General features: G+C 60.5%; 21 protein-coding genes and 2 pseudogenes. 19 read left to right on the top strand and 4 right to left on the bottom strand.

The features are described 5' to 3' along the window. The first annotated feature begins 125 nt into the window (after positions 1–125). The 4 genes from E3T31_RS12190 to E3T31_RS12175 all read left to right on the top strand — a co-directional run bounded on the left by E3T31_RS12190 (position 126) and on the right by E3T31_RS12175 (position 4,230). Entirely contained in the window at positions 126–1,262 is a 1,137-nt protein-coding gene (locus tag E3T31_RS12190; protein WP_198417013.1) for a tyrosine-type recombinase/integrase, read from the top strand. Next, positions 1,259–1,600 carry a helix-turn-helix transcriptional regulator gene (locus E3T31_RS12185; RefSeq protein WP_134468929.1) on the top strand — a complete coding sequence of 114 codons (342 nt, stop codon included), beginning with the start codon at positions 1,259–1,261 and terminating at the stop codon, positions 1,598–1,600. The genes E3T31_RS12190 and E3T31_RS12185 overlap by 4 nt, the downstream gene beginning before the upstream one ends. 172 nt (positions 1,601–1,772) lie before the next feature. After that, the gene (locus E3T31_RS12180) at positions 1,773–3,113 is read left to right on the top strand and encodes a hypothetical protein (RefSeq protein WP_241977874.1); all 1,341 of its coding nucleotides are present in this window, start codon (positions 1,773–1,775) and stop codon (positions 3,111–3,113) included. Positions 3,114–3,318: 205 nt separating this feature from the next. Beyond that, positions 3,319–4,230, top strand: coding sequence for a hypothetical protein (locus tag E3T31_RS12175; RefSeq protein ID WP_134343941.1), 912 nt, complete (start codon positions 3,319–3,321; stop codon positions 4,228–4,230). Between the two features lie 77 nt (positions 4,231–4,307). Here E3T31_RS12175 and E3T31_RS12170 read toward each other — a convergent pair whose 3' ends face one another. After that, positions 4,308–5,552, bottom strand: a complete 1,245-nt coding sequence (locus tag E3T31_RS12170; RefSeq protein WP_134468927.1) for a serine/threonine-protein kinase — start codon at positions 5,550–5,552, stop codon at positions 4,308–4,310. 407 nt (positions 5,553–5,959) lie between these two features. Here E3T31_RS12170 and E3T31_RS12160 point away from each other — a divergent pair, with 407 nt between their 5' ends. From E3T31_RS12160 to E3T31_RS12130, 8 genes and pseudogenes are all read left to right on the top strand, one after another. Continuing rightward, positions 5,960–6,526 carry a hypothetical protein gene (locus tag E3T31_RS12160; protein WP_134468926.1) on the top strand — a complete coding sequence of 189 codons (567 nt, stop codon included), beginning with the start codon at positions 5,960–5,962 and terminating at the stop codon, positions 6,524–6,526. Positions 6,527–6,689: 163 nt separating this feature from the next. Beyond that, positions 6,690–6,839, top strand: a pseudogene (locus E3T31_RS18750) (DUF1643 domain-containing protein); the annotation flags it as partial. Further along, complete coding sequence (locus E3T31_RS18745; RefSeq protein WP_134468925.1) at positions 6,788–7,111, top strand: DUF1643 domain-containing protein; 324 nt, start codon at positions 6,788–6,790, stop codon at positions 7,109–7,111. The pseudogene E3T31_RS18750 and the gene E3T31_RS18745, both read left to right, overlap by 52 nt. After that, positions 7,108–7,281 (top strand): hypothetical protein, encoded by a 174-nt coding sequence (locus E3T31_RS17865; protein ID WP_166788493.1) that lies wholly within the window; start codon positions 7,108–7,110, stop codon positions 7,279–7,281. The genes E3T31_RS18745 and E3T31_RS17865 overlap by 4 nt, the downstream gene beginning before the upstream one ends. Before the next feature lie 1,079 nt (positions 7,282–8,360). Next, the gene (locus tag E3T31_RS12145) at positions 8,361–8,936 is read left to right on the top strand and encodes a hypothetical protein (RefSeq protein WP_134468924.1); all 576 of its coding nucleotides are present in this window, start codon (positions 8,361–8,363) and stop codon (positions 8,934–8,936) included. 381 nt (positions 8,937–9,317) lie between these two features. Next, positions 9,318–9,605 carry a helix-turn-helix transcriptional regulator gene (locus E3T31_RS12140; protein WP_198417012.1) on the top strand — a complete coding sequence of 96 codons (288 nt, stop codon included), beginning with the start codon at positions 9,318–9,320 and terminating at the stop codon, positions 9,603–9,605. Between the two features lie 63 nt (positions 9,606–9,668). Beyond that, a complete protein-coding gene (locus E3T31_RS12135; protein WP_134468923.1) occupies positions 9,669–10,565 on the top strand; it encodes a metallophosphoesterase in 897 nt (298 codons plus the stop codon). Positions 10,566–10,867: 302 nt separating this feature from the next. After that, on the top strand, positions 10,868–11,110 hold the full coding sequence (locus E3T31_RS12130) for a hypothetical protein (RefSeq protein ID WP_134468922.1): 243 nt from the start codon (positions 10,868–10,870) through the stop codon (positions 11,108–11,110). Positions 11,111–11,572: 462 nt separating this feature from the next. Here E3T31_RS12130 and E3T31_RS12125 read toward each other — a convergent pair whose 3' ends face one another. After that, positions 11,573–12,151, bottom strand: a complete 579-nt coding sequence (locus E3T31_RS12125; RefSeq protein ID WP_370304530.1) for an NAD(P)/FAD-dependent oxidoreductase — start codon at positions 12,149–12,151, stop codon at positions 11,573–11,575. 121 nt (positions 12,152–12,272) lie between these two features. Here E3T31_RS12125 and E3T31_RS12120 point away from each other — a divergent pair, with 121 nt between their 5' ends. Continuing rightward, a complete protein-coding gene (locus E3T31_RS12120) occupies positions 12,273–13,415 on the top strand; it encodes an IS30 family transposase (protein ID WP_370304604.1) in 1,143 nt (380 codons plus the stop codon). A gap of 5 nt (positions 13,416–13,420) precedes the next feature. On the opposite strand, the pseudogene E3T31_RS12115 reads toward E3T31_RS12120, so the two are convergent. Together E3T31_RS12115 and arsB are read right to left on the bottom strand one after the other, a co-directional pair. Beyond that, positions 13,421–13,828: pseudogene (locus E3T31_RS12115) on the bottom strand (NAD(P)/FAD-dependent oxidoreductase); the annotation flags it as partial. A 39-nt stretch (positions 13,829–13,867) separates the two neighbouring features. Then, positions 13,868–14,896: an ACR3 family arsenite efflux transporter gene (gene arsB / locus E3T31_RS12110; protein ID WP_134468919.1), complete on the bottom strand. Its 1,029-nt coding sequence runs from the start codon at positions 14,894–14,896 to the stop codon at positions 13,868–13,870. Positions 14,897–15,346: 450 nt separating this feature from the next. Between arsB and E3T31_RS12105 the strand changes: the two genes are divergently transcribed. The 6 genes from E3T31_RS12105 to E3T31_RS12080 are packed head-to-tail and all read left to right on the top strand — an operon-like array spanning position 15,347 to position 20,637. After that, entirely contained in the window at positions 15,347–15,697 is a 351-nt protein-coding gene (locus E3T31_RS12105; RefSeq protein ID WP_241977873.1) for an NADH-quinone oxidoreductase subunit A, read from the top strand. An 8-nt stretch (positions 15,698–15,705) separates the two neighbouring features. Next, positions 15,706–16,872 carry a hypothetical protein gene (locus E3T31_RS12100; protein WP_134468918.1) on the top strand — a complete coding sequence of 389 codons (1,167 nt, stop codon included), beginning with the start codon at positions 15,706–15,708 and terminating at the stop codon, positions 16,870–16,872. 6 nt (positions 16,873–16,878) lie between these two features. Next, entirely contained in the window at positions 16,879–17,814 is a 936-nt protein-coding gene (locus E3T31_RS12095; protein ID WP_134468917.1) for a complex I subunit 1 family protein, read from the top strand. Between the two features lie 2 nt (positions 17,815–17,816). Continuing rightward, positions 17,817–18,380, top strand: a complete 564-nt coding sequence (locus E3T31_RS12090; RefSeq protein WP_134468916.1) for an NADH-quinone oxidoreductase subunit J — start codon at positions 17,817–17,819, stop codon at positions 18,378–18,380. Then, the gene (gene nuoK, locus E3T31_RS12085; protein WP_134468915.1) at positions 18,377–18,679 is read left to right on the top strand and encodes an NADH-quinone oxidoreductase subunit NuoK; all 303 of its coding nucleotides are present in this window, start codon (positions 18,377–18,379) and stop codon (positions 18,677–18,679) included. Before E3T31_RS12090 ends, nuoK begins: the two co-directional genes overlap by 4 nt. Further along, entirely contained in the window at positions 18,676–20,637 is a 1,962-nt protein-coding gene (locus tag E3T31_RS12080; protein ID WP_134468914.1) for a proton-conducting transporter membrane subunit, read from the top strand. The genes nuoK and E3T31_RS12080 overlap by 4 nt, the downstream gene beginning before the upstream one ends. Positions 20,638–20,640 lie beyond the last annotated feature (3 nt).

Here is a 20,640-nt window from a genome sequence, read left to right as displayed (position 1 = left end):
TGGATGCAGGCCGTTGCAGTCCACACAGTTTCGGCGTAGCGAACAATGCATCTGACCGGGACATTCCTATTGTCATCTGCATATTATGCAGATAGTCTGCAAAACATGCAGACAGTTCGGGCGGCATGATGGTAGACAAAATGGGAGGTCTCTCCTTCCTGCCGCTGCCCGATCGCGGGCCGGACAAGGACTCCTTTCTCGCGGAGGTATTGACTGGCTGGAAACGCCAGCAGTACACGAAGAATTTCGTCGCGCAGACAATCACCCGCCGGATCAATCGCGTCCTCGACTTCTGCGACTTCACTGGGAAATTCCCGTGGGAATGGATGCCGACGGACGCAGATGAGTACTTCTCCCACCTCGTCAATGTCAAAGGCCTCGTACAGGAAACGATTCGCGCCTATCAGAGCGACATCTCGCTATTTTGCGATTACGCCACGAGTGACAGCTATCCCTGGAACGAAACCTGCGGGCGCTTGTTCGGGTCTTCCATGTCGCAGATCATTACGGACCTCAATAAGGCCCGGCACACTCAGTTCGCGACGATGGCACCAGAGAAACGAGCGTTTGACCTCGCGGAACTGCAGCAGTTCTTCGATTTCGCCGACGACGAAGTTGCCCGAATCATCAACTCGAAGGTCAAAGGAGGACTCGCCGCTTGGCGAGACGTCACGGCTCTCAAAGTTTGTTACGGCTGGGGGCTACGCCACGACGAACTTCGAAAGCTTGACTTGGTCGACTTCTCCCCCAACATTAGAGCCCCGTACTTTGGTGACTATGGGCTGCTGAGGGTTCGCAACGGCAAGGCGAACAAAGGCGCCCCCAAAAAGCAGAGAACCGTTCAAACATTGGTCGACTGGGCGGCAGAGGCAGTCGCTGAATGGGTTGAGTTCGGACTCCCACGCTACGGCCAGCCCATAACCCACCTATTTCCCACATCGACCGGAGGACTTGTCGCGGAGGGGAGCCTATACAGGCGATTCATCGGCTTTGCGAACGCTCTCGGACTTGAACCGGGGCTAGACATTCACGGCCTCCGCCGCTCCTACACGACACACATGATCACCGTGTACGGCTACGACTCGAAGTTCATTTCGCTGCAGATCGGGCACGCAAACGAATCCACTACCTCTATCTACACACTCCCCTCTGCGGACTACGCCGCCAGAGAGATGGAGCGAGTCCTAACCAAAGACGTCCTCAAGAGCAAAGGCAAGCTAATGGTCAAACCGGCAAGACATCTGGGAAAGGCGTCACGATGAAACGCCAAATCGAGTACAAGTTCCACGTCCGCGAACTCATGGCCAGGGCCGGAATCCGATCCAGTCGTGATCTCGTAGATCCACTCCGCGATCGCGGAATCACGCTATCCGAATCGCAGATCAATCGGATAGTTGCCCACAATCCGGATCGCATCGCATTTCAGGTCCTTGTCGCACTCTGCGACGTATTCGCAGTCGAGATGAATGAACTGGTCACCTTCACCAGCGCTGACGTCAGAACCCAGAGACGCAAAGTTGCCGGTGATGGAGCAGAGGTGCCTCTGATGGATGCCTACCGTCCCGTCCGGGCACGGATCCGCCGGCCCGAGGATGACTGAGTTCAAGCCGCGTGGGCGGCCTCGAACCACGACCGCGGGATACACGTGCGGCCGATGCGGCCGCGAAACCGGGAAGATCCGTGTCCGGTGGCCGGACGGCAGCATTTGCGGGATCTGCTTCAGCGATGCGGTGCACACCTTCGGAGTGTGTCCTCTCTGCGACCGGCATCGCATGCTCCCCGGCCGTCTCGAATCGGGTGACGATATCTGCTCCGACTGCGCCGGAATCAAAACAAGACTGACCTGTGACAAGTGCGGTCGCGAACGCGAACGATTCCGTGGTGGCCACTGCATCGTCTGCGTCGTCGAATCCGAGCTTGTTGAACTTCTTAGGCCAAATGATCCGCCTGATCTCCGTTTGAAACGGCTGGTTTCGATACTCACAGCGGTCGATCGCCCGGCGAGCATCCACACCTGGCTCCACAGCAACGGAGGCGTCTCTGCGGAGTTGCTGCGTCGCATGGGGAATCGAGAAATTGCCTTGTCCCACGAAGCGTTCGACGCGTTACCCAAGACCGCATCAGTGGAGCACCTCCGAGCGATCCTGACTCACAACGGAATACTTCCAGCACAAGACGATCGCCAGCTGGCGATGTTTCAACAATGGCTGGGCGAGCGACTCCAACAGCTCGAGGCAACGCCCGAAATCCATTCCCAAATTGAACGCTTTGGAAGGTGGCACCACCTCAGTCGGCTTTTAGCCGAATCGTCCGAAACCAAGAACATGAACTATGCCGTACGGAGCGCCAAACAGGAGATCACCGAGGCAGGAAAATTCCTCAGTTGGGTGCTCGATGCCCACGGCCAGACGAGTGCAACCCTGGGCCAAGTTCACATCGACGAATACCTATCGAGCGGTCCCTCTACGAGGAAGCACATTCGGAACTTTGTCCGATACCTCGCTCGGGAAATGACCATCACAGGCCTCGACGTCCCCGTTCGGCTCGCACAAACGATGCCAATGATGACGCAGAAGCAACGCATGGAACACATAAAGACTGTCATGGAGGCCGTCAACGTCAACGAATCCACTCGAGTCGCTGGCTTGATATTCCTTCTCTTCGGCATCCCCATCGGGCGCCTCTGCATGATGACTATCGATCAACTCAAGGTTCGCCCGACAGGCATCACCATCAAGATCGGGGCGCACCCTGCGCCAATTCCGGATGCCCTAATCCCCCTATTCCTCACGTATCTGAATATGCGCGACTCCGCTGGCACAGTGAACACAGAGTCGAACTGGCTCTTCCCCGGCTCCAGAGCCGGAAGACACAAGGCTCCCGAAACCCTCCTGCATCAGCTCCGAGATAGCATGGGCATAGACATTCAGGGCGTTCGGAATAGAACTATCCGCGGGCTCGTCGAGGAAATCGACCCAACTTCATTGTCGAGAATGCTCGGATACAGCAAGCAGATCATGAGCAAGCACGGCTCAGCAGCCACTGTTCCTTGGTCGAGTTACGTCATTGACAAGAACCCGCGCTACGCCAAGGAGAAGCCAAGTTCACAATGACGAGAACCCCTTTCTCTTCCCCTTTCTCAGCGTTGTCGCACGTGGGTAACTCTTTCGGGAATTTTTCCGGGCGGGATATTAGGGCATCGCAGGCGGCAAGTGTTTGTTGATTTCAGCGAAAACCGAAGGCCCATCGAGAAACTGGCTTACGCACTGGCGATCCGCGGATGTTAGGCCGTGCCGGACTTCACCGTAGAGTCGCATCGTGGTTGATGTAGAGAATCAAGATGAATCCCCTCTTAGACGATTGCCGTCGACTCCCGGCGCGAGCGGCCCGGCGGAACTCGTGGGCGGGGACGTTCAGAGTATCAGTCGTGCACTCCTGCTCCTCACGACAACAGCCGAGAAGATCACCGTCGAGACGGCCAATAACGCACCCCCGGCCGGATCTGCTGCGCACCTGCTTTGGCGCGGATCGGAGGCCGGCCACGCCATCGATGGCTTAATCACGATGCAGTACGCGAACATGTCTGCCATGGACCATGCTCGGGGCTTCGTCTCCCTCATTCGAACTCCGACTGTCAGATCGACCGCACTGGCCACGGTCGCCAGGGGATCATTGGAATCCCTTGCACGAACCTGGCATCTGCTCGCTCGAGACAGTGAGTCTGACTTCATATATCGCACGATCAGCTTGCTCAGATCCGACCTGCGCTTCGCGGAACTCCTTGGCGAACCCATCCGCACACGCGACGGAGATACTGTCGATCCTGCAGCCAATCGCAGGTTCTATGCCGATGAGTTAAAGCGACTGCAACTGCCCTCACCCGCACGAGTCGCTCTGGCAGAGATGGTCGCGGCAATGCTCAATGCAGCGATGGATAAAAGCGATGGACGGATGCAGTATTCAGCCTTGTCGTCGATTGCGCATGCGCATCGACTAGGCATCAACCAATTCATCACCACGGGCAGCAACGGGGACGTAAACGGCATGGCTGCGCCGAGACCGGTGGTGATGCAGATCGTAGGTACGCTCACCGCCGCGACCTATGGAACCGTGCAGGCGTTCGTTGCGTTCTACGGAAATCAGACCCGGCATGTGGAGCTGCTCGAGAAAGCCATGCGACGCGCAGTCCAAACGCTGAACCCGATCATGGACGGTATCTGGCCTGAGTAGAGAGGGCTGCGACTCGTCGTTATAAATGTCGGTTGCCTGCTTTATGGGGTCAAGAATCACCATGAACAGATCGCGCTTCAGTTTTGACGCAGTTTCGCGATCAGATCGGTGTCGGTGTACTTCTCAAATTGGTTGCGCGCCTTTTCCTGGAAGAACTCCCACGTCTCTGACGAGTGCAGGGCGCGCTCCATCGCCTCGCCCGCAAGGCGCGGCAGCACAGCAAGCCAGTTAAGGATCGTGCGCGACGGGGCGAACTGATCGACACTCGCGGTGGTGCCGAACAGGACTGCTGCGACGCGCTCGGCCGACTCAAGCTGGTTCGCGTTGACTAGAGCCCGGACCACTCTCACACACCAGCAGAGGAACGGATCCATATCCCTGAAGCTCAGTCCTGGCACTTCCCCCAAGAGATCCACCACCGCATCGACCATTCCTGCGCTATCGGCCGCAGCCCAGTCATTCACGTCGGACTGCGAAGCCCTCGGGAGCGCACGGATCGCGCGCGCGTGTTCCCCCGCCTGCCCGGTATACGCGCTCACTTCCACCCACTCTCCTCGCTGGGTCAACGCCTCGAACGTATCGACGAACGGCTGTGTCGCCACGGTGAAGGCCTTCACAAAGTCGTCCAAGTTCGCAAACCGGTCCGGTCCATGTGGCCTCGTCGCCCTGCGAATAGCAGCGCCAAGACGAGGGTCCAGAGGCATAGTTACATGTCCGTACGCAGGCGGCTGCCCGGTCAGCAGCCAGGATGCGATTGCCCCGAGGCTGTAAACGTCTGCGGTGATCGTCGCGTCGTGGGCATCGCTGTATTGCTCCGGCGCCGCCCACCCGGTGCTCCCCGTCAAACCTCCGGCGTGAGTCAGTTTGGATGTTGTTAGGCCTAAAGGATTACGCACGATACCAAAGTCGGCGACGACCCAGCGGGCGTCCTCACCGTCGAGCCACAAAATATTGTGCGGCTTCAGGTCGCGGTGCACCTGGTCTTGAGCATGGAGAGGTCTGAGTCCTCCGGCAACAGCGTCGAGAATTTCGACACAGTCTTGTACCGAGCAGGGTACTTTTGTCTCGAACAGCGAATGCGATGCGTGCGGCATGGCATACCAGCCGCGCGAAGCGTCGTAGTCGAGAATCGGCATCACGTGCCTGTTCGCATTCGCAACCATGGCTAAGAGCTCGCGCTCAAAACGCTTCTGTACCTGGGGCACATCGGCGGCGATCTTCAGCACAACCACTTGGCTAGAGGTGTTCTGTGAAGTCCAGACCTGAGCTGACGACGTTTTGCTGATTCTCTCCCTCAGGTCGTATCCATCAGGTATTGCCACGAAGTTCCCTCACTGTTTTCTGCTCTTTGATGTCGGACGTATCTCTCCGACAATCGACGGCACTGTCGGTTCCTTGAGGCTAGCGGACCATTGCTGACGACCGCCGGGTCAGTTGGAGCGTCCGGTGAGGGTTCCCTTGCGAACCCTGGACGCGATCAGCAGCCGCTCCCCCACGTCGTGCAAGACGAGTGCCGGGAGCCGTCCGGCTACTGCACGCCCGACGCGGACCTACCGGGCATCACCGCCGGTTCGATCCACGGAACGAATCACTATGCTTGGCCGATGATGTCGGTCAAGGAGTTCCGGGTCACCTTTGACTGCGCAGAACCGCGACGCGTCGCCAAGTTCTGGTGCCATGTACTTGGATACGTCCACCGAAGGTAGCGAGTCAAACAGTTGGAGCCCACATGTTTTTCAGCCGAACCCAGAGCCAGCCTCCAAAGGTACAGGGCCAGACGCAGGGGCGAACGTTGGTCGTTCGCTTTACGAAGGCACAGTACAAGGCACTGTTTGATATGTGGTACCTCAAACGCGACGATCGCGCACTTTCGGAAGTGTGGAGCAAGATGAATCTCGCAAACTACGACGCTCGAGAACATGAGTTCTCCGCTTGGGGCATCGCCTCGAGGAATGAGCTCAAAGACACCACAGCATGCATGACCTGCGGGCTTGCGTGGCGTCTGCACGATTGGCCCCGCCCGGCTTCGGCAATCGAGGGACAGGAAACTGCTTATGCGATGGTTTTCAACCTCTCCGAAACTCAGTACGCCACGCTCTCCGAGGTTTTGAAACGCGCGGTCTCGGACGCCCCCGGTGCCCTCGAGGAGGCGTGGAGGATTACGTCTCGCGCGCACTCCGCTGCGCCCGTTCACCTTTACGGTACAAACGAAGTGGACTCGCAGGCCGACTTCAAGTTTCAGGCGCAAATTACATGCATAGTTTGCGGTCTCTCCTGGAGCCGGCACACGCACTAACGCATTGCTCCGAGGCGACAGGCTGCGAAGACTGAGGAGGTCCCGTCGTGATCGCGTACCCGACCGGACACGAGCCCGACCTCTGGGATCCTGTACCCGAGGAGAATAACTTCCGATTCGCCCTCGGCCAAACGGCAGGCGCATCGATCGCTAGCCCCCGCTTATCGCGATCTGCATGAATCCTTCCCACGCGAGGAAGAGGGAGGCGGACAAGACCGTAAGGAGGCTCGTTGAGGCGAGCCAGCAGGACCGTTATGCAGGGTGGGTGATGCTGAACCTGTGTATCCAGAGCGATCGCCTAAGCCGAGCGCTGTGTCGGACTTCGACGCTAGTCTGTCTGCGGAAAACTGTGCCGCGATTGAGCGGGTACTCGCGAAGCATGGGGCGCCCGAGGTGCTGGGTGGCTGGGGGAACGCGCCGCATCCGACGCTTCGTCGCGCGAGGCTCGACGTCCTTGCTCTGCTCGGGCGGCTCAGGGTCCGAGTGTTCACCTTCGACAGCCTCACCAAGCCTGGCAACCCGCGGCATCCGAATCCGCCGGGGAAGCCCCTCCCGATGCGCGGCCCAAAGGTTTACCTGACATGAGCAGTGACCCAGGATCGACGCTCGGGAACGAGCAGCACCGCACCTGCCCTCAGTGCGCCGTTGACGGCCAGCCGGAGCCCTTCGAGGCGGACGACGGCTTCAGGGTCGCGTTCGTGTGCGCGGAGCACGGCGTGCACTCAGTCGTTGACCCGTTCGAGGGCGAGCGGTAGCCAGCGGTGCTCACCATCGCGAAACCGACTCCGAGCCGTTCAGAAGGTTACGTCCCACTGTGTGGTGTGTTTCCCCGCTTTGAGCGTTGCCTCGACTGAGAGAACTTAAACTCACCGATGTCACCGACCGCATCCGCGTCGCGGCCGAGACTCTGTAGCAGGAACTGACCTATGCGGAAGCGAGCGCGTTCATCGGCGCTGCCCCGTTTGATCTCTCCGCAAACGAGCGCTCGGTAATCCACGGAGCGACCTCTGTTGTCGCAGCAGTTGTGGTCGGAATGGACCGAGGGCAGCGTCAGGGATCAGTGGCACTGGTCAAGCCCGAACGGTGGGAGCGACTGATTGCGACTTCTAAGCCCGACAGAGAGTCGAACTAACTGTTGCTTTCGGTGGCGTCCGCAAGATCCCGTTGCCTAGCGGCGGTCAATTCAAGTGTCTCGCTCAACTGCGCTTGTCCGCCCGGGCTAGGCACTGGCAACCAGATTCTCCGCGTCGTCGCAGCGTATCGACTCGCCAGTCGCTCGGCATCTCGCGTTCCATAAAGCCGCGGCTCCTGGCCAGACTCAGTAATCGTGTACTCCGCACTGGAGCCGCTGTAACTCCAAACCCAGGCGATCAAGCCTGCGGCCTGTAGGTCATCGAGGAAATCGCCCAGATGTTGTTGACGGGCGATGCGGTACGGGTGCTTCATGTTGGCTCCGTTCTACTGGCATCAGATGACCCTCATTCAGCGAGTCACTCGGACGCATGGAGGGATGGACGGACGTCCGAGTGCAATGAAATCGTAACGCGAAGGTTGGGCATGGAGTGCAGCCAATTGCTTGTAGCCGGCCCCAAGCCGCGTCGTCATCGGCTCATGGCCGCCAGTTTCAACTGCGCGTGTCTCGGCCATAGGCGACTTCCGTCTATAGGTTCAGCAGTCTCCCCCCGTTTCTGTTCGATGCGGCTTCGTTGTGCGGAGTCCAATGTTTCCTACTGACAGCCGTTATATCGTGGTGGCGCTGGCACCAGATAACTCCTCATAGGGGCGAGTGGCGCCTTAAAGGGCGATGGGTTGGAATACGGCTACGCTAACGGGGGTGTCCACTCGTGAGCTGACCTTTCCCAGTCGACGATTGCCCGCACAAACTATCGATGTCCTCCTCCGGTCCTTCCTGTCGCAGAGCTCCGTGCAAGCCGGTGAATTCACTAAAGGAATGTTCGGAGACAGGTCTGATGAGAGCGTTTTGGAATCGCGGAGTCCTTATGCTCTGCCGTTTCGTACTACATTCCACGGCGTGATCTCCTCCGATATCTCCCGAGAGTACGAGGATCCGACCGCATTTGCGATTGGCCTGACGTCGCCCGTCTGGCGCACAGCGGCTTTCAGCATCGATGTCGCGCTGTTCGAGACCTTGACTATGCTCCTTTCCGCTGCCGACGGGGGATCCAAGATCGAGATAAGCGCGGACGACGCATCCATTCTCGACAACCTTATTTCCGTAGCTGAAGCCGCCGTAAAGTCTGCGCGTCGGAACGCGGACGATCCACGAGTAGGGCGTTTAGATCACCCGAGATTTCTGCATCATTTTCGTCCATTGGGGATTTGGGTGGGGAGCATCGCTGGCGCTCTCGTCGCTTCGTATCTTATCTACCTGCTTGGCTGGACTGGTTAGTCACGCCAAGCGCGATCTGCTCCCACCTCCAGTCCATGGATGGGCCAAGTGACCGGGGCTGGATGCAAGTGCCCAAGCCCTGGTCGATAAGGATATTAGTTCCCGTTCTCGCGACGATATGGGCGATTCGGCCCCGACCCCAAAAAACCCCCCCCATGGTCAGCGTGCAGCATGTGGGACTTCAGTGGCTGTCGGTGCTCAGGAAATGGGTCATTGCCGTGAACAGGCGCTTCCTCATGAATCGAGCGCCAGAGGCAGCAGATGAGGGCAACCTAGGGAGTCGTGCGGACAAGCAGCAATCAGACATGACCGAACTGATATTTCCACGATAGTCAACAGTTGTGTACTGTGGTTAACACTTGTTGACTCTCCAATTAAGTAGTGTCGATCCCCAAGAAGAGCCTTACGCCCGTACCCAATCTTCATGCCAAGGTGGAATTTGAACCAAATTTCGATGCTCTGCGCAATGCTCTTGGAAGACGGCGGGCTGAACTAGGACTCACCTATGAAGCCCTCGCTGAACGTTCAGGGCTCAGCCGCACGGGGGTCATCAACCTTGAAGTGGGCAACCGTATCGGAACCCTTGCGACGTGGTTCGCAATTGCGCGCGCAATCGATGTTCCGTTCGGGCAACTCATGGAGCAGCTCAACGAGCCAAATAGCAGCTAAATTTTGGAGCTTGTCTTCAAGCATTAATTCGAATGGACATTACCGACCTATGAACTCGGCATCATGAGCAAAAGAGGTTTCACCCTGGAGGTGCCTCCGGGCGGTTTCCATCCCATGCCTTTCCCGAAGAACCTCCGTTCATCGTCCTCCCCTACCGGTGTTGAGGATCGTGTCTCGCTTGAGGACGCTGATCTCATCGGCGTCATGGGCGACATCCATGGTGACTTGATACACGCGCTTCAGGTCTTGCGAATTTTTGCAGATCATGGAATCAGAACCGTGATTCAGCTTGAAGACTTCGGAGTAATTTGGCCCGGCGAGAATTGGCAAGTGTCTTTGCGGGACTTGTCGCGGGCCCTTACGCGGAACGGGCAGACATTTTATTTCGTTGATGGTAACCACGATTACCATCCTCGAATTCTTGGCTATCCGATAGACGAGAACGGCTACCGATGGGTGAATTGGAATGTCGCTCACTTGCCTCGCGGATTTCGAACTCAAGTAGGGAAGAGCCACGTTCTTGCTGCGCTCGGCGGCGGGAACAGCACAGACCGCGACCTCCGATCCCAAAATGTGGACTGGTGGTCGGCGGAACAAATCAGCGAAGACGACCTCACAGCACTTGGCACGAAGCCCGTCGATGTTCTGGTCGGCCACGAATCGCCCCTCATGTACGTTCGGGATACTGACCCACGAGTGCCCACAGAGATCATGGAATACGCGAGGCAAAGCAACGAGATGTTCCGTCGAGCAGTCGTTCAGACTCGCCCGCAAATCACATTCGGTGGTCACTATCACTTGCACAGAGACCAAATTGAGGAGTTCTCCACGCCAACTCCTCTGCGTGTACGTTCAGTCGTCCTTGACATGAATGGAAATGACAGAGTCAGCCAGGCGATCCTCGACCCGAAAACACTTGAGATAAAGTTCATACTTCGCAATGGCACGCCAGTTCCATAGCGACGAACGTGAAAAGTCTGGCCGCCCTTTTCCCCTAGGTGTGCTTAGCGAGTTCGAATACGGCTCACGGCGGACTCGCTCGGACTGCAAAGGACCTCAGCCGCCGAATGACACTTCGCCGGAGATCTATTTGAGATTCGCTCGCGATGACACCAGCTAGATCGGTTGACTTTCAGCGTACGGTGACGATGCCGAAGACGTGTTCCGATAGCCGAAGCCTCAGATTGGCGGTGAGCATTCAGTGGCGAAAATCGACAGATGTACACGGGATTTACTTGAGAGGTCCAGGAAGAATTTGAGAAGTGCAGAAAAGAATGAGTGAAGCAAACTGGCGCGATGGCTGGCCCGTGTTTCGTGTGAACCTCGTCAACGAGACAGCTCGGTGCCTGGCGGATCAGCAGGCGGCTGCTACTGGCGGGCGGCGGCCACGTTGGGATGCGCTCACCAGCGCCCAACAAAGCAATTTGGCGGAGAACATCGCTGGTATTTTCCTCGCTCAAGACCAGGCCCTGGACAACTTAACCATGCGGGGTCTCGCTCCCTGACAGTCCACAAGTCCGACAACTTGAGCCGAAGCATCGCGGGCTCCAGCAACGGATGGAACCTGTTGCGGACAATAAGGAATCTTTGGTGCCCCGATAGCATCGGGCGTCGACCCTCGCGACTTTTGCGTAGGTTTTTTCCACCGCGACGCTTCAAAGCACGGGGCGGAGGTAAGACTACAGAACTGCCTGGCCGCGTGAAAGAAGCCGCAGAGGCGCTAAAGGTCGCCGCAGTCTCTACTGCCGGTAGCTAGCGAACTCACCAGAGGCCAAGTTCGAAGATCACACCGGTCCCGCGCTCGGGAGGCGCCCGCAAGCCGAACCTCCTACGCGCACTCCCCCGAAATCTGGCGGTTCTGACCGTGCCGAGTTGCGATGGTACTTCTTTGTAGCCTTCAGCGGGTTTGTAGCCTTCAGCGGGTCGGCCGTGTCGATGACACTGGCCAAATTTCTGTGAGCCAGCGGTTAGGCGTGCACCGGATAGGGCTGGTGCGCGGAATATGTGGCTTGTCCGGAGGCGGCCAGGAAGTGCTCGGCGTCGAGCGCGGCTGAGCATCCGGTACCAGCGGCGGTGATGGCCTGTCGATAGCGGTGATCCACGAGGTCACCGCAGGCGAAGACCCCGTCCAGCGACGTGTGGGTGGTCGGATGCTGCGCGACGACGTAGCGGTCGCTGTCGAGGTCGAGTTGATTTACGACGAGTTCACTGCGCGGGTCGTGACCGATGGCGATGAACAGCCCGGTTGCGTCCAGCGTTGACACCGTTCCTGTGGTCGTGTCGCGGATGCTTATGGAGCTTAGGCTCGCGTCACCGTGGGCTTCGACGATCTCGCTGTTCCACTGCATTTTGATCTTCGGGTTGGCGAGGGCTCGTTCTTGCATGATCTTTGATCCGCGGAGGGCGTCCCGTCGGTGCACCATGGTGACGGTGTCAGCGAATCGAGTGAGGAACATAGCCTCCTCGAGCGCGGAGTCGCCACCACCGACCACGACCACGTTCTGGTTGCGGAAGAAGAAGCCGTCGCACGTTGCGCACCAGGACACTCCGTGACCGGTAAGGCGTTGGCGGATTCAACCGGTCGTCGCAACACTCGATTTTTGTGAGGTGTTGTACGTGTGGTCGAAGTATGAGTTGGTGGAGAAACAGGCGCGGTTTTGGGTGTTGATGAGTCAAGGCTCGACGCTGACTGCAGCGTGCGATGCTGTCGGGGTGAATCGACGAACTGGACGGCGTTGGCGTCAAGCAACGGGTGGGCGGATCCCTCTTCCTGAGGCAGAGAGGTCTGGGCGGTACTTGTCCTTGGAGGAACGACTGCAGATCGCGGACTTGCATCTGGGTGGCACCGGTGTGCGGGCGATCGCTGCTCTGGTGGGCCGGTCTGCTGCCACGATCAGTCGAGAGCTCGCTCGAGGCGGGTCCAAGACTGGCCCGCAGGCACGGACGAAGTATGCCCCGTATGCGGCGCAGAAGCAGGCCGAGCTCCGCGGCCGTCGTCCCAAGGCCAGCAAATTCGACCATCCAGAGCTTGCCTTCTTGGTGCAGAAAAAGTTGTGCCTGAAGTGGAGTCCGGAACAGATCAGTGATCATTTGTCTGTGGTGTTTCCCGATCGGCAGGAGATGCGGGTCAGCCCGGAAGCCATCTACCAGGCGCTTTACGAAGGTGGCCGGGGTGACTTGCGCGGTGATCTGCATCAGCATTTGCGCACCGGCCGCGCCATCAGGCGTCCGAGACGGCCTGCTGCGAAGAACTCGGGCAAGATCCCGGACATGACGATGATCAGCGAGCGGCCGGCGGAGGTGGAGGACCGCGCCGTGCCTGGGCATTGGGAAGGGGATCTGATCTTGGGATCACACTGCCGGTCGGCGATCGCTACGTTGGTGGAGCGTCAGACACGGTTCACGATGCTGGTCCACCTCCCCGGTGACCACGGCGCGATCACAGTTCGCGATGGGCTGTTGGCCGCCATCAAGTCTCTCCCCGCGCACTTGGTTAAGACTCTGACGTGGGATCAGGGAACCGAGCTGGCCCAGCACCGGCAGATCACGCTGGCCACGACTATGGCTATCTACTTCTGTGATCCGCATTCGCCGTGGCAACGAGGCACCAACGAGAACACCAACGGGCTGCTGCGCCAATATTTCCCCAAAGGCACCGACTTATCCGTCCATTCGCCCGAGCGGCTACTCGAAGTCGCCACCGAACTCAACAATCGACCCCGCAAAACGCTCGGCGGCAGCACACCCGCTCAAGCCATGCAACGACTATTATCAGAGCCAGAAAAGCCCATCGTTGCGACGACCGGTTGAATCCGCCGTTCCTCTCCGGGTACGCCGAGCTTGCGATAGGCAGATCCCATCGCCAGCACGACGGCACGCGCGCGGTATTCGGATCCGTCCCCCGCGACGACTACCTTGATGTCGCCGGCCAGATCCAAACGGGTGGCATCGTCAGAGATGAGGCGGGCACCGAACCGTTCGGCCTGGGCGCGCATGTTTTCCATCAAGTCCGGCCCCAGAATGCCGGTAGTGAATCCGGGGAAGTTTTCGAGCTCAGTGGTGTTGACAAGCGCGCCGCCGGCTTCGACAGCGCTGGTCAGGACGAGGGGGTTCAGCCCTGCCCGGGCAAGATGGATGGCAGCCGTGTAGCCTGCGGGGCCCGATCCGACCACGATGACATTGTGAATGTCTGTCTCGCCGCTTGCTAGCAATGTTTCAGTCATAGTCGATCTTTCTTGACGCAGTGGTGCCGGAAATGGGAGTTAGACGTGCGCGGTGACCTCGACCAGATTCGGCGCGGATGCCGGGGGTGTTGGCGAGCGGAAAAGTTTGCGTCGGAGCCAGAGAGCGACATAGACCAGGGCAACGAGTGCGGGGACCTCGATCAGGGGTCCGACGATGCCGGCGAGTGCCTGGCCGCTAGTGGCGCCGAACGTTCCGATGGCGACGGCGATGGCCAGCTCAAAGTTGTTGCCAGCCGCCGTGAACGCCAGAGTTGCGGTGCGCTCATAGCTCATACCGATGAATTTGCCGACGAGAAACCCGACGAGGAAAATCACCAGAAAGTACACCAGCAAGGGCAACGCGATGCGGGCTACGTCCAATGGGCGGTCAATGACCTGTTGGCCTTGGAGGGTAAAGAGCATGACGATGGTGAACAGCAGCCCGTAGAGCGCGAACGGGCCGACCTTGGGCAGGAAGCGGCTTTCATACCAGTCGCGGCCACGAGTGGCCTCCCCGATACGGCGGGAGAGATAGCCAGCCAAAAGCGGAATTCCGAGGAAGACCAGAACACTCGCGGTGATCGCCCAGAATGAAAATTCCGCACTCGTGGTGGACAGCCCCAACCAAGCCGGCAGGATCTGGAGGTAGAACCAACCCAGAGCGGCGAACGCGATGACCTGGAAGACACTATTGATGGCGACGAGGAACGCTGCGGCTTCGCGGTCGCCGCAGGCGAGGTCGTTCCAAATGAGGACCATGGCGATGCAGCGGGCGAGTCCGATGATGATCAGGCCTGTGCGGTATTCGGGCAGATCAGGCAGGAAGATCCAGGCCAGCGCGAACATGAGCGCCGGGCCTAGCACCCAGTTCAGCACCAGCGACGAGACGAGCAGGCGCTTATCTCCGGCCACAGCGCGAGCGTCCGAATAGCGCACCTTGGCCAATACCGGATACATCATGACGAGAAGGCCGATTGCGATCGGAACACTGATCGATCCGATGGAGAAAGCGTGCAGCGCTTCCCCAAGACCCGGTGCCGCGACGGCGAGGAAGAGGCCGAGACCCATAGCGGCGAGGATCCAGACCGGCAGAAAACGATCGGCGGTGCCGAGTCGAGCGGGTCGACTGGGGACGGGGGAAGAGATGTCATTCTGCTCCGTAACGTGGATGTGGTCACGTGACCTACACCAACCATAAATCGATCGGCGTCGATATAGAGTCTGGCCACTTCATTGATGGTTTTCAATTTATGAGGGGCACTAGCGGCATGTCGACCACACCCGCAACGATTGGGACCGCACCCCAGGGCACCACCAAGATCTGCTGCTCACCCTCCGATCGCACGCCGATCGAGGCCACCGAGGCCGAGAGTCTCGCCCGAACGTTCCGGACGCTTGGTGATCCGGCTCGCATCCGGCTGATCTGTCCGAAATATCCGCATCGGCTCACTCGGACTAGGCTGGTAACGCATCGATCTAAAAAGGCCGCGAGGCTGAGGAGTGGTGAGAGGGAGGCGTGTGTCCACCTATATCAGCATTGCCGTTCTTCTCGCAGTCGCGCTGCTGACAGTGGGCGGCCTCTACTTGGTGGCGCGGTACACCGCGGTGGCCCGCGACCCACTTGAGCGGTTGCCGTTCCTTTCCGGCTGGGAGCCAGAGGAACATGCGCTTTCCAGGTACCACGCCAGGTGGTACCCGTTGACCCTGCTCTTTCTGGCCTTTGACGTGGAGATGCTCTTCATGTATCCATGGGCACTGGTCGTGGCAAAAGATGGAATCGGCGCCGTCGTGGAGATGTTCGTCTTTCTTGGTGTGCTCATGGTCGGTGTCGTCTGGGCCTGGCGCGAGGGTGCGTTGCGGTGGGTTTAAGAAGCAGCGTGGCAGGACGCGCCACCCGCAGAGTGCACGTGCTGGTGCTGGAAGTTCCCGGCTGGGGCGAGATCCGAATGCGCGTTGAGGCGGAGCTAGCCCGTCGGGGCTGGACACCGGCGATATCCCCGGCGGATGCTGACGTTCTGCTGGTCTGCGGGGAACCGGGACAGGAACTCGAGTGCGTGTGCGCCCGCCTCTGGTCGCAGCTTCCCGGTCCACGGGTGCGAACGGCAGTGATCACCGCAAGCGACGTCGCCTCGACTTTAGACCGTGCCGTGGATGAGCTCCTCGATGACGCCAGACAACACAGCGATGCGCGAGCCCGCTCGCGCCAGCCGACAGAACCACATGACGAGATCGCGCACACCGAGCACGCGGCGCATGATGGCAGCGGCGAATCGACCGAGCATGATATGGACATGGACATGGACATGGACATGCCGACGCCGGGAGGGATTCCTCTGGCGACCAGCGCACCCGATCGCGACGGCCTCGAAATGGATGTGCTTCACGTTCCCCTTGGCCCGGTACTCCCCCACTGGCCGGCCGGTCTCGTTGTGCGCTGCGTGCTCCAAGGTGATGTGATCGTCAGCGCCCAGGCAGAAATCCTTCCCGCGGCGCATCCGAGTGCGGACGGCCGTGTCCCGGATGAGCGCCGCCGGTTGGCGGACGACGAACGACGACGGGCGGTCATTCGTCGTTCTGATGCCGCGGCGTCGGTGCTTGCTCTGGCCGGGTGGTCGCTCGCGGCAGGCCGCGCCCGAAGGATTCGCGACGCCGTGGCATCGGGCACGGCACCGCTCGACGCGGCACCCGACCTCGACAAACTTGCGCAGAGCATCAGCCGCTCCTGGACTCTGCGTTGGACACTGAAAGGCATCACGGTCGGTGACACACTGACCCACGCGGAAGGTGAAATGGGGCAGAGCGGATCCGAGACGGTGCGCGGCCGCCTCATCGGCTGGCTCGACGAGGCTCGACGCATTGCCCGAGACGACAACGCTGACGGAGCAAACGAGCCGCAGGACCTCCTGACGTTGCAGCGCAGCCGGCTAAGCGAGATCCCGCGACTGCTCAACGGAACGGATGTCGCAACCGCGCGGCTCATCATTGCCGCTCTGGCAATCGAAACGGCCCCGTCACCCAGACTCCACAGTCGCGCACACGAGTGACGAAACATGATTGACATCGTCGAGGTGAATCCTGTCTGGGCTCTGCTTGCTCCGGCCGCACTCGGCGTTCTCGCCCTGGCCGGAGCCGCGCTCAATGGGATCCTCGTCGCCCGGGCCGAGGGCCGGTCATTTCGTTCGGGAGCGGCCAGTCCGGTGTTCGAAATCGCCCGCCTGATGCGGCAGCGACGTCGCACGACCGTCGCGGCCGATGTGCTGCTCTGGCGCATCGGCTGCGCTGGCCTCGTGGTGATCGCGTTGCTGAAGACGGCGGTGATCCCGCTGGGTCCGTGGGTTCTGGCTGATATACCGGTCGGGGTTGTTTGGTTCAACACAATGGACGTCTTGGTGTGGGCGCTCGTGTGGCTGATCGGCTGGGGTGCCAATAGCGCTCACTCGCTGGTGGGCGGCTACCGGTTTCTTGCTCAGGCCGTCTCCTATGAGTTGCCACTGATGTTCGCATTGGTGACCCCCGCCGTCGCAGCGCATAGCCTGCGGGTGAGCGATGTAGTTGCCGCGCAACAGGAGCTGTGGTTCGTTGTTTGGATGCCGATCGCCTTCGTCGTCTTCTGCCTGAGCGTCGTCGCCTTTTCCAACTGGGGACCCTTTGCGACATCCGCGAGCGGAGACATCGCTGGAGGGATCCTGACCGAGGTATCCGGCGTGGACCGGCTGCTGATTCTCGCGGGACGCTACACTCTGCTCACGACAGGCGCGGCTTTCGCCGTTGCCCTCTTTCTCGGCGGTGGGGCCGGTCCGCTGCTGCCGAGTTGGCTGTGGACGCTCGTTAAAACCTTGCTGTTGCTTGCGGCGTTCGTCACCCTGCGGCATCGTATGCCAGCTGTGCGTCCCGAACGCCTCGCTGAAGTCGCCTGGATAATCGTGCTGCCGGCCGTTCTGCTGCAGACGCTCATTGTCTCCGTCATCGTCGCGGTAAGAGGCTGAGCATGCTGTCGATCATTGTTTTCTCCGCGCTGGCGATAATTGCTCTCGCCTCGGGAATCGCCGTCTTCCGCGTCGACTCCATGGCGCGGTCAGCCTACGCCCTGGCTGTGTCCTTCGTCGCCGTCGGCGTGATGTTGCTGATGTTTAATCTTGACTACATCGGCGTCATTACGATTCTCATGATGGTGATGGAGATGGCCATCATGGCGATCTACATGATCATGTTCATGGGAATGAACCCTGCCCTCATGCCCATGAGCATGGTCCACAACAAACGATGGTCGGCGATCCTCGCCGTGGGAACCTTCCTCCTGCTCGCCGGTGGCGCACTACTCATCCCCTGGCCCGCACGCAACGGTTCACCGGCCGCCGACCTGACCGCATCCCTCGGCGAGGCAATCATGGGGTCCAAGATGCTCGTGATGCTCACCGTGAGTCCGATCCTGTTCGCAACGATCGTCGCTGCCCTCGTACTCGCGAACCTCCGGGGCCGCTACGATCGGTGGGGCGACGAGCTCGATCGTTCCGCTCCTAACGACCCACAGCAGGGCGGGTTGGGGCGATGACCTTGCAGTTCGTCCTTGTGGCCGCCGCGGCATTGTTCTGCGTCGGACTCTACGGCGCACTCTCCCAGCAGGTCGTTGTCATGGTGATGATGGGGCTGGAGCTCATGCTCAACGGCGTCATCCTCGCAGTCGCCGCTTTTTGGTGGTTCCTGACACCGATCCCAGACGGGCAGGTTCTCCTGCTCGTGGTGATCGCGGCGATGACCGTGGAAATGGCGATGGGGTTCGCCGTTGCCACTCTTCTGCATCGTTCCCGGGGATCAGATATGACTGACTCGGCAACGGACCTCGCCGGATGAGCGCCGCAACAGTAAACGCGTTGAGCGTGACTGCGCTGTGGCTTCTCGTCGGCCTGCCTGCTCTGGCGGGAATTGCACTCTGCGTCACGGGGCGGCGCGCCAATCTTGTCGCCGTTCCGGTGTCGCTTGGCACCGCAGGCCTCACGGTGGTGGCGGCGTTCGTCGTCGCTTCCTCCCACCCGTCCGTCGAAATCCCATTCTTGGCCGGTGCCCCATTCGGGCTCGCGGTCAACGGACTCTCGGCCCTGATCGTGCCGACGGTCGCAGTTATCACCCTCATGGTCCTGGTCTTCGCCGCGGCTGAGGGAACGGAATCGCCGGCGCGCTTCCACGGACTGATGCTCATCTTTGCAGCGGCCGTGGCGATGACGGCCACCGCCACGACAATCCCTACTCTGCTGTTCGCTTGGGAGATCATGGGCGCCATGTCCTACGCACTGATTGGCTTCCACTGGCGGGAGACCAATCGAGTCTCCGCCGGGCTGACCGCGTTCATCACGACACGGCTGGGCGACCTCGGCCTCTACCTTGCGGCAGGAGCCGCCTTGGCGGGCGGCGCCGGGTTGGGACTCGCCGACCTGGCTGCGGCTCCCTCTCCCTGGCGTCACCTCATCGCCGCGGGAATCCTGATGGCCGCATTCGGCAAGGCAGCCCAACTGCCCTTCAGCTTCTGGCTCTCCCGGGCGATGGAAGGCCCAAGCCCGGTCAGCGCCCTCCTGCATTCGGCGGCGATGGTGGCGATGGGCGGCTACCTCCTGCTGCGACTCGCTCCGCTGCTGGAGGTCACCGGCTGGGCTGCGACGACGACAGCGTGGGTGGGGGCCCTGACCGCTCTGCTGCTCGGCGCGGTCGCCGTCGCCCAGCAGGACCTGAAACAGCTCCTCGCGGCATCCACTGCAGCGCAGCTCGGTTTCGTGGTGCTGGCTGCCGGCGTCGGTTCCGCGGCGGGCGGGACGACCCACCTCATCGCTCACGCTTCAACGAAAGCGCTCCTGTTCCTCGCGGCGGGCGCCTGGCTCGCGGCGCTCGGTACCAAGCAACTGCCAGCGCTCCGGGGCGCCGCTCGCCGATGGCCGCTGGTCGGAGTGACGTTCGCCGTCGGCGCCCTGTCCCTGGCCGGAATAGCCCCTCTGGCCCTGTGGGCGACGAAGGATCAGCTCCTGGCCGGTGCCTTGGAAACCAGTACGGCCCTGTATGTCGTGGGCTTGGCCGCCGCCGCACTCGCCGCGGCATATGCGGGCAAGGCTCTCATCATCGTCTGGAGCCACCCGCTGGCGAATGCTCGCGACGAGTACGACACCGAGCAGCGCGGCACGCGGCACATCGGCGCCTGGGAACGGGTACCGCTTACCGTCCTGGCGGCGGGCGCGGCGCTCTTGGGGGTGCTCGCCCTGCCGCCGGTCGGCGACTGGGTACGGGGTGTGCTTGGAGCAGAATCAGATCCGCGGCCCGGAGTGCTCGAACTGGTCGGCTCGGCCATACTGGCACTTCTCGTGCTCGGTTTGGTGGCCTGGAAGCGGATGCCTCGGCCTTCCTGGGCCGCGAACTGGTTGGGGCTCGAGCGGGCGACCCGGGTCCTGTTCGTTGACCCGGTGCTTCTTGTGAGCCAACGACTCGCCCATTTCGATGACGCAGTGCTTGATCGCGGAATCCACACAGCGGCGCGTACAGCGCTGCGCGGCGCCCGTCGACTCGGCTGGTTCGATGACCACGGGCTCGATGCGGCCGTGACTGCGGCGGCGCGCGGCAGTATCGTCACCGGTTCCGCTGCGGCCTGGGCAGACACCGACGGTGTGGATGCGGCAGTTGAGGCTATCGCCGGTACCGCGCGCCGGTTCGGAGTGATCGCCCGGCGTCCCCAAACGGGCCAATTGCATCAGTATTACGCGCAAATCACCGGTGCTCTCGCTATCGCCGTCATCCTCCTTCTCGTTCTCCTTCTTCCCGCTATGAGGTAATCC

Origin of the sequence: Cryobacterium sp. TMS1-13-1 (genome assembly GCF_004403125.1) — a bacterium.
In the GTDB taxonomy this organism is placed as follows: Bacteria; Actinomycetota; Actinomycetes; order Actinomycetales; family Microbacteriaceae; genus Cryobacterium; species Cryobacterium levicorallinum.
Note: the sequence above shows the minus strand (reverse complement) of the source record. Positions and strands in the feature narration are given on the sequence as shown.